We start from the raw sequence: 13,359 nt of genomic DNA, 5'->3' as shown, positions 1-13,359 counted from the left end.
TACTATTGTGTCTGTAAGGCTTATAGCAGAATACAGAACATGTTGGAGGCCAGGGGGGTGACGAAGTGAAACGAATGAAGGCCGGCATTATAGGCTGCGGTAACATTAGTGCGGTATACCTTGAAAATCTCCAAAACAGTCCGCTTATCGAAGTGGTGGCCGTGGCTGATTTATTGGAGGAAAGGGCCAAAGCGAGGGCCAATGAATTTAACATTGAAAACGCATACAAGGTAGATGAATTACTTCGTCAGCCCGAGATTGAGCTTGTTTTTAATCTGACCGTGCCTGGCAGCCATGCACTGACGGATATGGCGATACTGGAGGCAGGCAAGCATGTGTACAGTGAAAAGCCTTTGGCGGTTTCCTTGGAGGATGGCAAACGCGTTCTGGATCTAGCCAAGGCAAAAAACCTGCGTGTCGGCTGTGCCCCGGATACATTTCTTGGCGCAGGTATTCAGACTGCACGCTATGCCATACAAAATGGAATGATTGGGCAGCCCGTAGCCGCTACTGCTTTCTTTATGGGTAGAGGTCCCGAATGGCGGCATACTGATCCGGAATTTTTCTATGCCGCTGGAGGCGGTCCGATGTTTGACATGGGACCTTACTATTTGACGTCGCTGATCCATGTGCTGGGTCCGGTCCGGCGAATCAGCAGTTCAGTGGGCAGTCAGATTCCTGATCGTTACATACATTCCGGTCCCAAAAGCGGTACACCGCTGCGGGTACAGACACCAACGCATTTGGCCGGAACGATGGATTTCCATAACGGAGCCATTGTAACGCTCATTACCAGCTTTGACATTCAGGGGGCGTCGGATCTGCCGCGTATTGAAATTTATGGTACGGAAGGAACCTTAATCCTGCCTGATCCGAACTTTTTTAACGGAGATGTCAAGCTTCGTCGATCTGGAGAGGAAACCGCAGAGCTCGTGGAACCTTTATTTGAGTGTGGGAAGAACGAACGCGGAATAGGTGCGGGTGAGATGGTAAGAGCCATTCGCAGTGAAAAGAACCATCGTGCTAACGTGGAACTGGCCTATCATGTATTAGAGGCTATGCACGCTTTTCAGCGCTCTTCATTGGAAGGTAAACATATTACGTTGGAAAGTACATTTGAGCCAGACGAGGATTTGTATCATGGAACAGATATAACGATTCATCCATCCTAATTGAAGAGGTGAAGGGCAATGGCTAAAGTAGGATTGCAATTGTACACAGTAAGGGAAGAACTTGAACAGGATTTTGAAGGTACGTTGCGCAAGGTAGCTGAGCTGGGCTATAAAGGGGTTGAATTTCATGCCTTTTTCGGACGCAGTGCCAAGGATGTAAAGGCACTTTTGGATGAGCTAGGTTTGGAAGTTGTCGGAACCCATGTTCAATACACCCGTCTGTTGGACCATTTGGATGAGGAGATTGCTTATCACAAAGAATTAGGGAATAAGTACCTGATCGTTCCTTATTTAACCGAGGAGCAGCGTCAGTGGGATGAGCTTTTTGCAAACCTGAACCGAATTGGTGAAAAAGTGAAGGAACAGGGCTTGGTATTGGCTTACCATAATCATGATTTTGAACTGACGGAAAAAGTCGGTGATCGTCCGGTTTTTGATGCGTTATATGATGCGGTTTCGGCTGATTTGTTGCAGGTCGAAATGGATACTTGTTGGGTATACTACGGAGGCTATGATCCTGTGGAATACATCGGACGTTATCGTGGACGCCTGCCTATCATTCACTTAAAGGATATGGCACGTGACGAGCAGCAAAAAGCAGTTACCGTAGAGCTTGGCAAAGGAGAGGTGCAGCTTCAGGCCATTACAGAAGCGGCTATTGAGGCAGGCGTGGATTGGGTTGTTGTGGAACAGGATTTCAGCTCAAATCCTCCAATCGAAAGCATTGAAACCAGCTTTAAGTGGCTCCAACAATACGCAGCTCAGGGAGGAAATATTCATGTCTAAAACACTCAAAATCGGAATTATTGGTTGTGGGGGGATTGCCAACGGCAAGCATTTGCCTAGTCTTGCCAAGCAAAAACGTGCAGAGATCGTCGCTTTCTGTGACATTATTCAAGAACGGGCTGAGGAAGCGGCAGCAAAATTTGGTGTTGAAGGTTCACAAGTTTATAGCGATTATCGCAAGCTGCTTGAAAATAAAGATATTGAAGTCGTACATGTATGTACACCCAACGACTCGCACTCGGAAATTACGGTAGCTGCGCTTGAGGCAGGTAAGCATGTGCTGTGCGAGAAGCCGATGGCCAAAACCGCCGAGCAGGCTCGAGAAATGCTAGATGCTGCGAACCGTACAGGTAAAAAGCTGTCCATTGCGTATCAAAACCGTTATCGCAATGACAGCCTGTACCTGAAGCAATTGGTCGAACAGGGAGAGCTTGGTGAGATTTACCTGGGCAAAGCCATTGCTCTGCGTCGCCGCGCGGTTCCGACGTGGGGAGTGTTTTTGGATGAAGAGAAGCAGGGCGGCGGTCCGCTGATTGATATCGGGACGCATGCGCTCGACCTGACCCTCTGGCTGATGGATAATTACAAGCCTAAAAGCGTGCTGGGCTCTACCTTCCATAAACTTGGAGATCGTAAAAACGCGGCGAATGCCTTTGGACCGTGGAACCCTGAGGAATTTAAAGTGGAGGATTCTGCCTTTGGCTTTATTACCATGCAAAATGGAGCCACTATTGTATTGGAATCCAGTTGGGCACTGAATGTTGTAGAATTTGGCGAAGCCAAGACGCTGTTATGTGGGACTGAGGGCGGAGCCGATATGCAGGACGGTCTGCGTATTAACGGGGAGAAGAACAGCCGCTTGTTTGATACGAAAATTGATCTGGATGCGGGCGGTGTAGCCTTTTACTCTGGAGAAACGGAAAACGAAGCGGATCGCGAAGCCCGTCTGTGGATCGAAGCCATTCTGGACGATAAAGAGCCGCTTGTGAAGCCCGAACAGGCGTTGGTGGTTACTGAAATTTTGGAAGCTATCTATGAATCGGCTCGTACAGGAAAAGCTGTCTATTTCGATTAAGATTAAGCCTGTAAGCAACCGGATAGGCCATCATTATAAGATAAGCAGCTTCTTTCACATATAATACAGGGAGGGATTAGGTTTGAAACTTGGAGTATTTATGGTATTGTTCGGCGGACGTTCACTGGAAGAGGCTTTGGACTATGTAGCATCTCAAGGACTGAATGCAGTAGAAATCGGCACAGGCGGTAACCCGGGCGATAAGCACTGTAAGCCGGATGAACTGCTGGACAACGAAACAGCTCTCAAAAACTTCAAAAAAGCAGTAGAGTCCCGTGGACTGACTATTAGTGCACTCAGCTGTCACGGCAACCCGCTCCATCCGCAAAAGCATTTGGCACAGGCCGATCATGAGGCGTTTCTTAAAACAGTTCGTTTGGCGGAAAAGCTGGAAGTTCCTGTTGTAAACACCTTTTCCGGCTGTCCGGGTGATCATGAGGATGCGAAGTACCCGAACTGGCCTGTTGCGCCGTGGCCGAATGATTTTCAGGAAGTGCTGAAATGGCAATGGGAGAATAAAATTATCCCTTACTGGACCGAAGCTGGAAAATTTGCAGCGGATCATCACGTCAAAATCGGGCTGGAGCTGCATGGTGGCTTTTCCGTTCATACGCCAGCGACCTTGCTTCGTCTGCGTGAAGCTGTGGGGGAGGTCATTGGTGCCAATCTGGATCCGAGCCACATGTGGTGGCAGGGGATTGATCCGGTACAGGCGGTTCAAATTTTGGGCCGGGAGAGAGCCATTCATCATTTCCATGCCAAGGATACGACGATTGACCCGATTAATGTGAATAAATACGGTTTGACCGATATGCAGGATTATACGAATATGCTGGATCGTGCTTGGCAGTTCCGTACCGTCGGCTATGGACATGATATCAAAACCTGGGCGGATATTATTAGTGCTCTCCGTCTTGTGGGTTACGATTATGTAGTGAGTATTGAGCACGAGGATGGTCTGATGTCCGTCGAGGAAGGCTTTACTAAAGCCGTTCACAATCTTCGCCAGGTCCTTATTGAAGAACCGCTGAGCGAGATGTGGTGGGTCTAACCTAATAGGGGGAAGTATTGATGATTAACGTCACCATTTGGAATGAGTTTTTGAACGAGAAGCTGAATGATGAAGCCAAACGGGTATATCCTGATGGGATACACAGGGCATTGGCTGATGGGCTGTCAAGCGAAGGATTCGCTATTCGAACGGCTACGTTGCGTGACGATGCCCAGCATGGTTTGGGAGAAGAAGTCCTGAATTCCACAGATGTGCTGCTGTGGTGGGGGCATAAAGCACACGATCAGGTGAGTGATGAAGTTACAGCCCGTGTTGTAAAGCGGGTACAGGAAGGCATGGGCTTGATCGTGCTGCATTCGGGACATTTTTCCAAGCCGTTTAAAGCCCTGATGGGCACAAGCTGTAATCTGAAATGGAGAGTGGCAGGCGAACAGGAAATTATTTGGTCCGTAAATCCGTCACACCCTATTGCGGAGGGCATTGACGCTAAAATTCTGTTGGAGCACGAAGAGATGTACGGTGAGTTTTTTGATATCCCGGCACCGGATGAATTGGTCCTTATCAGCAATTTTGAAGGTGGAGAGGTGTTCAGAACGGGTTGTACCTTTCATCGTGGCAGTGGTAAAATATTTTATTTCCGCCCGGGTCATGAAACGTATCCAACCTATTACCAGCCTGATATTCTGAAGGTCATTGCTAACAGTATTCGCTGGGCTCATCCGACAAGTATTGTTCAACCAGTTTATGGAAAAAGCGAACCTTTCAGGCCTCTCGGCGGTGTATTGGTATAATTTCCATTTATTGATTCCGACAAGCTTGATATTGAACAAACTGACAGGCGAAATCTCTTGAGATTCCGTCTGTTTTTGATTTAACGCATTTGCCATATACCTCTTATGCTGGTTTGTTGTATAATCAGCTTTGGTCATGGCAACTTTATCGGATCAGGTATTAAATTAAGAAGAAAGTGTTTTCTTTCGGGATAAAGTATGCTAAAATGATATATACTAACAAAAGGAAAGCTTTATCAAGCCGAAATGCTAAAGAAGGTGAAAAATATGGAGGTTCAACCGCAACTTACAAAAATGTGTCCGCGTTTTGAAAGTGCCTTTTCATGTCTGGGTAAGCGTTGGAACGGACTCATTATTCAATCCATGATGAGCGGTCCCAAGCGTTTTAAGGATATTTCCAATCTGATTCCCACAATGAGCGATAAAATGCTATCTGAGCGGATGAAGGATCTGGAGAATGAAGGAATTCTTATACGTCATGTATACCCGGAAACTCCTGTCCGCATTGAATATGAGCTGACAACCAAAGGCCGTGCACTTCAGCCGGTCATGGAACAGATTCAATATTGGGCCGAGGAATGGATTAGATGAGTATCAAGCCGAATAAACGTTTTTCATAGCAAAACAGCCTTTTCCTAGGAAAAAGGCTGTTTTTTTTGTAATACTTAATAGCCTTTGGCGCGGCCTGCGATTGAAAACAATCCGGTCGCAGTACGACGGGGTACACGGGTTTGAATATCGAGTGCTGCTGTACGGAACGTACCAAGGCAGGAATGGCAAAGCCTTCCCGCATAAATCGGGGAATGGCAAGACTCGCAAGGATAATCAAGCTGACTATAGGTGGAGGGAAACTTACCTGCTCTCACCCAGTCTGTGAGCAAATTCATAGGTGTATCGGTTGCTTCACTAAGCTGGCGAGTATGGGTAGTGGGATGTTTCCACAAATAGTTAGAACAGCGGTCATAAAATAAATTTTCTTCTTGAATACAAGTATTGCACAGGTTTCTAAGATTATAGCGGAAAACGGAACCACACTTTGGGCAATTAGCAGTATGTATCTCCATAGAAACCAGTCCTTTATATCGAGTTATAGTGACTATTTATATTTATTAGTTATATATTACTATGACTTTATACCTATATCAATCTTTATTTAAGGAAGCGACGTTTTTTAAGTGTATGCTAAAATCTGCATTGACATAACTTTGTTACTTATGTATCATTGCTTACATAAAGTTACTTATTGAGAAAAATAAATTGATAAATGATAAGGGGATTTTCACATGATGCCATCTTTGTTTTTAGCCCACGGATCACCTATGCTTGCTATTGAACAGACAGAATATACTGCTTTTCTGGAGCAGCTTGGAAAGAGTATTCGCCCGAAGTCTATTGTTATCTTTACCGCCCATTGGGAGACGCAGGCATTGACAATTAGTTCGATAGACGACGTTTACGATACGATTTATGATTTTGGCGGTTTCCCGCCGGAGCTGTATGCGGTTAAATATCCAGCGTATGGTTCGGTGGAGCTGGCGGCTAAGTTGAAAGAATTATATGAGCAAAAGGGTATTGACGTACAAACGGACCGGGTGCGAGGGCTGGATCATGGGTCCTGGACACTTTTGCATCGTATGTATCCTGAGGCGGATATTCCGGTAGTCCAGATTTCCGTGAATCCGTTTCTATCGCCGAAAGCACAATATGCTATCGGTGAAGTGCTGCGGGGGTTGGGTGAGCAGGATATTTTGGTCATTGGCAGTGGTGTAACTGTTCATAATCTGCGCATCGTCAAATGGGGAGAAACGAAAACAGAGCCTTGGGCACTTGATTTTGATGACTGGATTATTGAAAATGTACAGAGTGGAGATGTAGAGGCTTTGGATCGCTATGAAAGAGAAGCCCCATATGCTGGTCAAGCGGTACCGAGAGCTGAACATTTTGTACCGTTGTTTATTGCCATGGGGAGTGGAGATCCGTCGAATAAGGCCAAGGTCATCCACAGGAGCTATGAGATGGGGAATTTAAGTTATCTGTGCTTCCAGTTCTAAAAGTGTGAAGAAGGATGTTGGCGGGGTGTTAGACGCTTTGGGATTCACATGATCTTACGATCGCTGTTCAGATACAAATGGGCTGTTCCGCTACTGCCTGCCTCTAAGGGGGAGCAAAAAAGATTAAGGGAGTGCTTTATAGCCAAAATGGCTCAAAACACTCCCCTTTATATTAAAACTATTTATTAGATCCGGCAAATCTCACGCGGGCACAGTTCACAATGACATACGCCTTGCAGCATTTCCAAATCCTTTACGACGATCATGCCATTATCATATTCGACTGCATTTTTTTTACGCAAATCACTCAGCATCCGGTTTACACTTTCGCGGGTGGCACCGATCATATTGGAGAGGTCGGTATGAGTGATTTTTTTATGAATAAGGATATGTTCCCCATGAGGCTCTCCATAGGTGTTACACAGGCGGATTAGCGTGGAGCACAGAGCACCGGGCTTCCCGTACATCATTAGATCGCGAAATTTGGTCTGAGTAATACGGTGGTGGGACCCCATCCATTTCATAAAGTCAATGGCAAAATCACAGTGCTGGCAAATAAGCAGCTCCAAATCCGTATGATCGACAACACCGATATCACTGTCCTCCAGAACTTCGGCAGAAAAGGAGTGCTTGGTACCAAAAAATGGATCAGCTTGACCAATCAGATCGCCGCTTTGGTACATATATAGTATAAGTTCCTTACCCTCATCCGTTGTTTTCGTTACTTTCACGCGTCCGCGCTTGATATAAAACAGCTTATCCGCTGTGTCTCCTTCCCAGAACAGGTGTGAGCTTTCTGGCATGATCCGATCCTTCATCATCACTTGCAGCCGGTTGAAGCTGGCCTCTGAGAAGCAACAGGTATTGCCGCGGGCTTCCATTACGTTTGCAGGGTTTCTCATCGTCCATTTCCCCTTTGTTTCCTTTGTTTTTTTATCTGCAACTTGATCAATTCAAATTCATTATATACCTGTGCTATGCGTTTTTGGGGCAAGAAGAGGGGGTAAAAGTGGCAGAATTCCAAACTTTGTGATTTAATTCACTTCACTTCACTTCACTTCACTTCACTTCACTTCACTTCACTTCATAAAATAAAATAAAATTTTAGATATATTGTGAAAAAAATCACAATATATCTTGAAAAGCTGTGTTACGATCAGTGCGTGAACAAGAGATAGTACACGAGATAACAGGAGGATGAGGGAAATGGCTGTTAAAAACGAGGTTATCCAAAAAGAGCAAAGCGCTGAGCAGTATATTCAAACACTGATTGACCGGGGGAACCGGGCACAGCAGGCTTTCATGAGTATGAATCAGGAGCAGATTGACGAAATCGTACAAGCTATGGCACTCGCAGGGATGGATAAGCACATGCATCTGGCGAAGCTGGCTGTTGAAGAAACAGGACGCGGTGTGTACGAGGACAAAATCACCAAAAACATGTTTGCAACAGAATATGTCTATCATAGTATCAAAAATGAAAAAACCGTCGGTGTCATTGAAGATAATGACTTTGACAGTTTTCAAAAAATAGCAGAACCTGTCGGCATCATAATGGGGATCACTCCAGTGACTAATCCGACTTCAACTACAATGTTCAAAGCGTTGATTGCTATTAAAACACGTAACCCGATCATTTTCGGTTTCCATCCATCCGCTCAATCGTGTAGTGCGGAAGCAGCTCGCGTCTTGCTTGAAGCAGCCGTCAAGCATGGTGCTCCAGCCGATTGTATTCAATGGATTGAAGCTCCATCGATGGATAAGACAAATTCACTTATGAATCACCCGGATGTGGCGCTGATTCTGGCAACTGGTGGATCAGGCATGGTTAAGGCGGCATATAGCTGCGGTAAACCTGCTCTGGGCGTAGGTCCTGGTAACGTGCCTTGCTTCATTGAAAAGACAGCGGACATCAAGCAAGCTGTGACCGATCTGATCCTCTCAAAATCTTTTGATAACGGTATGATCTGTGCTTCCGAGCAAGCGGTTATTATCGAAGAGCCCATCTTCGAACAAGTGAAAAAATTGATGATCGCTAACGGTTGCTATTTTGTAAACAAAGAAGAAGCAGCTAAGCTCACTCAAGGAGCTATGAATGTCGAGAAATGTGCAGTGAACCCAGCAATCGTCGGACAGTCTGCTGTAAAAATTGCTGAAATGAGTGGCATCACAGTACCAGCAGGAACTAAAATTTTGGTTGCTGAGATTGAAGGGGTAGGAACAAAATTCCCATTGTCTGCGGAAAAATTGAGTCCTGTATTGGCTTGCTATAAAGTAAAAAATGCTGAACAAGGTATTCAACGCGCTGCTGAAGTCGTGGAATTTGGGGGCATGGGTCACTCGTCTGCTATTCATTCGAACGATGAGGACGTTATCGCTCGGTTCGCGAACCGTTTGCAAACAGGCCGTATCATTGTAAATGCACCTTCCACACATGGTGCGATCGGTGACATCTACAACACCAACCTTCCATCGCTGACACTCGGTTGTGGTTCGTACGGACGTAACTCGACTTCGTCGAACGTATCGGCAGTCAACTTGATTAATGTGAAAAGGGTGGCGAAACGTACGGTGAATATGCAATGGTTCAAAGTACCTTCCAAAATTTATTTTGAAAAAAATTCGACTCAGTATCTTGCTAAAATGCCTGATATCACACGTGTAGCCATTATCACAGACCCTATGATGGTAAAACTTGGATATGTGGATCGTGTCATCCATTATTTGCACCAACGCCAAACACCAGTAGCTATCGAAGTGTTCTCGGAAGTAGAGCCAGATCCATCGACAGTTACGGTAGAACGTGGTACTGAAATGATGAGACGTTTCCAACCGGATTGCATTATTGCATTGGGCGGAGGTTCGCCGATGGATGCGGCTAAAGGCATGTGGATGTTCTATGAATACCCAGATACTGATTTCAACAACTTGAAACAAAAATTTATGGATATTCGCAAACGCATCTACAAGTACCCGCGTCTTGGTCAGAAAGCACAATTTGTAGCCATTCCTACAACCTCGGGTACAGGTTCGGAAGTTACATCGTTCGCAGTTATTACAGACAAAAATCAGGGCAACACGAAGTATCCGCTGGCTGACTATGAGCTGACTCCTGATGTGGCAATTATTGACCCTGAGTTTGTATATTCGCTGCCTAAAACAGCTGTAGCGGATACAGGTATGGACGTACTGACACATGCCATCGAGGCCTACGTGTCTGTAATGGCTAGTGACTACACAGACGGTCTGGCAATTAAAGCTATTCAACTGGTATTCCAATACCTAGAGCAATCGGCTCTGAGTGGCGACAAGCTGGCTCGTGAAAAAATGCATAATGCTTCCACGCTGGCAGGAATGGCGTTTGCCAATGCATTCCTGGGTATTAACCACAGTCTTGCGCACAAATGGGGTGGACAATACCACACAGCACATGGTCGCACAAATGCCATTTTGTTACCACACGTCATTCGTTATAATGCGAAAAAACCGACGAAGTTTGCTTCGTTCCCTAAATATTCGCACTTTGTTGCGGATGAGCGCTATGCAGAAATTGCACGCATACTGGGACTGCCTGCCCGTACCACGGAAGAAGGGGTTAATAGCCTGATCGAAGCGATCCGCAAGCTGAACAAAACACTCGGTATCGAGGAATCGTTCCAGCAAATCGGCTTCGATGCGAAGGATTTTGAATCGCGTGTAGATTATCTGGCTGACCGCGCTTTTGAGGATCAATGTACAACTGCGAATCCGAAGCTGCCGCTGGTTACCGAATTAGCTGATGTATACCGCAATGCCTTCTACGGACGTTTTGACCAATAATATATAGGTACGAATAGAATTTGTGACTAAGCATTTTCCCGTTCAATACCAACGCAGGCTCTCTATATAGAGGGCCTGTTGGTTTGGGAAGGGAGGTGAACGGCAAGGATAAAGGTACGGGCGTGAAGCTAAAGAAAATAAAGTGATAAATATCACCTGTATTGTGATTTTTATCACATACTACACTCTATCATTATTCTACAATAAGGGTGTAAGAAAGGTCCCGACACTGAGCGTAAGGCATCGGTGAAAAGGCCGGACTCGAGACTATTTAAATGTGAAAAAAATCACAAGTCCGGAAAACCAAACAATTTGGAGGGATTTACATGTCGGTGATTGAGAGAGAATTACAAGAGCAACAATCTGGCTGGAGAGGTTTCAAAAAAGGTAAATGGACTAAAGAAGTCAACGTCAACGATTTTATCGAAACCAATATCTTACCTTATGTCGGTAACGAAGAATTTCTAGTTGGCCCTACCGCCAACACAACTGCACTGTGGGATATTGTATCCGATCTTACCAAAAAAGAGCTGGCAAACGGCGGTGTGCTTGATGTAGACGTGAATACGCCATCCACCATTATTTCACATAAGCCGGGCTATCTAGACCGGGATAAAGAACAAGTTGTCGGTGTACAAACAGACGCTCCATTCAAACGCTCTTTGCAGCCGTTTGGTGGTATCCGGATGATGATTGACGCTTGCAAAGCCTATGGCTTTGAAGTACCGCAAAGCATTGTTGATATCTTCACTCATATTCGCAAAACGCATAATCAGGGTGTATTCGACGCTTATACCGATGATATGAGAGCAGCTCGTAAAGCGGGTATTATCACTGGTTTGCCAGACGCATATGGTCGTGGTCGCATTATCGGTGACTACCGTCGTGTAGCACTGTATGGTGCAGACTTCCTGATTAAAGACAAAAAAGCTCAACTGAAAAGCCTTGAAGTAGATTCCATGGAAGAAGACGTAATTCGTCTGCGTGAAGAAATTTCCGAGCAAATTCGCGCTTTGAACGAGCTGAAACAAATGGCTGCTGATCATGGTTTCGACATCTCAAAGCCTGCTAACAACGCAAAAGAAGCTTTCCAATGGGTGTATTTTGGCTATCTTGCAGCGATCAAAGAACAAAATGGTGCAGCAATGTCCTTGGGACGTGTGTCTTCCTTCCTTGATATTTATACTCAACGTGATTTGGAAGAAGGCGCAATGACAGAAGAACAAGCACAAGAACTGGTCGATCATTTTGTTATGAAACTGCGTATTGTTAAATTCCTGCGTACACCTGATTATAACGAACTGTTCAGCGGAGACCCAACATGGGTAACTGAATCCATTGGCGGTATGTCCATTACTGGAGAAACTCGGGTTACTAAAAACAGCTTCCGTTTCCTGCACACCCTGTACAATCTGGGACCTGCACCGGAACCGAACCTGACTGTACTGTGGTCAGAAAAATTGCCTGAAGGTTTCAAAAAATATTGTGCCAAAGTATCCATTGAAACCAGCTCCATTCAATACGAAAATGATGATCTGATGCGTCCGATTTATGGCGATGATTATGGTATTGCATGTTGCGTATCGGCTATGAAAATCGGTAAACAAATGCAATTCTTTGGTGCTCGTGCCAATTTGGCTAAAGCTCTGTTGTATGCTATTAACGGCGGTGTGGATGAAAAATCAGGTGCTCAAGTAGGTCCTGAATATCCTGCAATTACTAGTGAAGTGCTGGATTACGAGGAAGTGCTGGGCCGCTTTAAGCCAATGATGGAATGGTTGGCAAAATTGTACATGAACACTTTGAACGTTATTCACTACATGCACGATAAATACAGCTACGAACGGATTGAAATGGCGCTGCATGACCGTGATATTATTCGTACAATGGCTTGTGGTATTGCCGGTCTGTCCGTTGCTGCCGATTCCCTGAGCGCCATTAAACATGCAAAGGTGAAACCAATCCGTAACGAAAAAGGCATCGCCATTGACTTTGAAATTGAAGGCGAATATCCTTGCTACGGTAATAACGATGATCGTGTAGATAACATCGCAGTAGAACTGGTAGAGTCCTTCATGGGCATGATCCGCAAGCATAAGGCTTACCGGAATGCGATTCCTACTCAATCTGTACTGACCATTACTTCCAACGTGGTATACGGTAAGAAAACAGGTACAACACCGGATGGACGTAAAGCAGGCGAACCGTTTGCACCAGGTGCAAATCCAATGCATGGACGCGACAAAAAAGGTGCTTTGGCTTCCCTGAGTTCCGTAGCTAAATTGCCTTACGAGCACAGCCTGGATGGCATCTCGAATACCTTCTCCATCGTGCCTAAAGCACTGGGTAAAGAAGAAGAAACACGCAAAACGAATCTTGTTTCCATGATGGACGGCTATTTCGGAAGTCATGCACATCATCTGAACGTCAACGTATTTGCTCGTGAGCAATTGCTGGATGCGATGGATCACCCAGAAAACTATCCACAGCTTACGATTCGCGTATCAGGCTATGCCGTTAACTTCATCAAGCTGACTCGTGAACAACAGCTGGATGTCATTAACCGTACTTTCCACGGTACAATGTAACAAAGCTTTACGTATCATATATTACAACGACGCACGCATAGCGGATGCGGGAAGGATGATGCAAC

At 45.5% G+C, this 13,359-nt stretch carries 11 protein-coding genes; 9 read left to right on the top strand and 2 right to left on the bottom strand.

Going from position 1 to position 13,359, the window contains the following annotated elements:
- Positions 1-65: 65 nt before the first annotated feature.
- From C1I60_RS21800 to C1I60_RS21775, 6 genes are all read left to right on the top strand, one after another.
- The gene (locus C1I60_RS21800; RefSeq protein WP_137063591.1) at positions 66-1,172 is read left to right on the top strand and encodes a Gfo/Idh/MocA family protein; all 1,107 of its coding nucleotides are present in this window, start codon (positions 66-68) and stop codon (positions 1,170-1,172) included.
- An 18-nt stretch (positions 1,173-1,190) separates the two neighbouring features.
- Positions 1,191-1,958, top strand: a complete 768-nt coding sequence (locus tag C1I60_RS21795) for a sugar phosphate isomerase/epimerase family protein (RefSeq protein WP_137063590.1) — start codon at positions 1,191-1,193, stop codon at positions 1,956-1,958.
- On the top strand, positions 1,951-3,033 hold the full coding sequence (locus C1I60_RS21790; RefSeq protein ID WP_137063589.1) for a Gfo/Idh/MocA family protein: 1,083 nt from the start codon (positions 1,951-1,953) through the stop codon (positions 3,031-3,033). Before C1I60_RS21795 ends, C1I60_RS21790 begins: the two co-directional genes overlap by 8 nt.
- An 82-nt stretch (positions 3,034-3,115) precedes the next feature.
- Complete coding sequence (locus C1I60_RS21785) at positions 3,116-4,084, top strand: sugar phosphate isomerase/epimerase family protein (protein WP_137063588.1); 969 nt, start codon at positions 3,116-3,118, stop codon at positions 4,082-4,084.
- A gap of 20 nt (positions 4,085-4,104) precedes the next feature.
- Complete coding sequence (locus tag C1I60_RS21780; protein ID WP_137063587.1) at positions 4,105-4,836, top strand: ThuA domain-containing protein; 732 nt, start codon at positions 4,105-4,107, stop codon at positions 4,834-4,836.
- Between the two features lie 267 nt (positions 4,837-5,103).
- Positions 5,104-5,427 (top strand): winged helix-turn-helix transcriptional regulator, encoded by a 324-nt coding sequence (locus C1I60_RS21775; protein ID WP_137063586.1) that lies wholly within the window; start codon positions 5,104-5,106, stop codon positions 5,425-5,427.
- A gap of 74 nt (positions 5,428-5,501) precedes the next feature.
- On the opposite strand, the gene C1I60_RS25000 is transcribed toward C1I60_RS21775, so the two are convergent.
- Positions 5,502-5,780 (bottom strand): hypothetical protein, encoded by a 279-nt coding sequence (locus C1I60_RS25000; RefSeq protein ID WP_252361822.1) that lies wholly within the window; start codon positions 5,778-5,780, stop codon positions 5,502-5,504.
- A 339-nt stretch (positions 5,781-6,119) separates the two neighbouring features.
- On the opposite strand from C1I60_RS25000, the gene C1I60_RS21765 reads away from it, so the two are divergent.
- Positions 6,120-6,887, top strand: coding sequence for a DODA-type extradiol aromatic ring-opening family dioxygenase (locus C1I60_RS21765; RefSeq protein WP_137063584.1), 768 nt, complete (start codon positions 6,120-6,122; stop codon positions 6,885-6,887).
- Positions 6,888-7,072: 185 nt separating this feature from the next.
- On the opposite strand, the gene C1I60_RS21760 is transcribed toward C1I60_RS21765, so the two are convergent.
- Complete coding sequence (locus C1I60_RS21760) at positions 7,073-7,789, bottom strand: Crp/Fnr family transcriptional regulator (protein WP_137063583.1); 717 nt, start codon at positions 7,787-7,789, stop codon at positions 7,073-7,075.
- A gap of 304 nt (positions 7,790-8,093) precedes the next feature.
- On the opposite strand from C1I60_RS21760, the gene adhE reads away from it, so the two are divergent.
- Positions 8,094-10,706 (top strand): bifunctional acetaldehyde-CoA/alcohol dehydrogenase, encoded by a 2,613-nt coding sequence (adhE, locus tag C1I60_RS21750; RefSeq protein WP_137063582.1) that lies wholly within the window; start codon positions 8,094-8,096, stop codon positions 10,704-10,706.
- A gap of 326 nt (positions 10,707-11,032) precedes the next feature.
- A complete protein-coding gene (gene pflB / locus C1I60_RS21745) occupies positions 11,033-13,294 on the top strand; it encodes a formate C-acetyltransferase (RefSeq protein WP_137063581.1) in 2,262 nt (753 codons plus the stop codon).
- Positions 13,295-13,359: the final 65 nt, after the last annotated feature.

It is taken from the genome of Paenibacillus terrae, from assembly GCF_005217525.1.
GTDB lineage: Bacteria > Bacillota > Bacilli > Paenibacillales > Paenibacillaceae > Paenibacillus > Paenibacillus terrae_C.
The sequence above is the reverse complement of the archived record's forward strand: the minus strand, read 5'-3'. Positions and strand labels throughout refer to the sequence as shown.

Coding starts and splice junctions, on each gene's coding strand:
- C1I60_RS21795 (WP_137063590.1), top strand. CDS start 1,191: ATGGCTAAAGTAGGATTGCAATTGTACACAGTAAGGGAAGAACTTGAA.
- C1I60_RS21790 (WP_137063589.1), top strand. CDS start 1,951: ATGTCTAAAACACTCAAAATCGGAATTATTGGTTGTGGGGGGATTGCC.
- C1I60_RS21780 (WP_137063587.1), top strand. CDS start 4,105: ATGATTAACGTCACCATTTGGAATGAGTTTTTGAACGAGAAGCTGAAT.
- C1I60_RS21775 (WP_137063586.1), top strand. CDS start 5,104: ATGGAGGTTCAACCGCAACTTACAAAAATGTGTCCGCGTTTTGAAAGT.
- C1I60_RS21765 (WP_137063584.1), top strand. CDS start 6,120: ATGATGCCATCTTTGTTTTTAGCCCACGGATCACCTATGCTTGCTATT.
- C1I60_RS21760 (WP_137063583.1), bottom strand. CDS start 7,789: ATGAGAAACCCTGCAAACGTAATGGAAGCCCGCGGCAATACCTGTTGC.
- adhE (WP_137063582.1), top strand. CDS start 8,094: ATGGCTGTTAAAAACGAGGTTATCCAAAAAGAGCAAAGCGCTGAGCAG.
- pflB (WP_137063581.1), top strand. CDS start 11,033: ATGTCGGTGATTGAGAGAGAATTACAAGAGCAACAATCTGGCTGGAGA.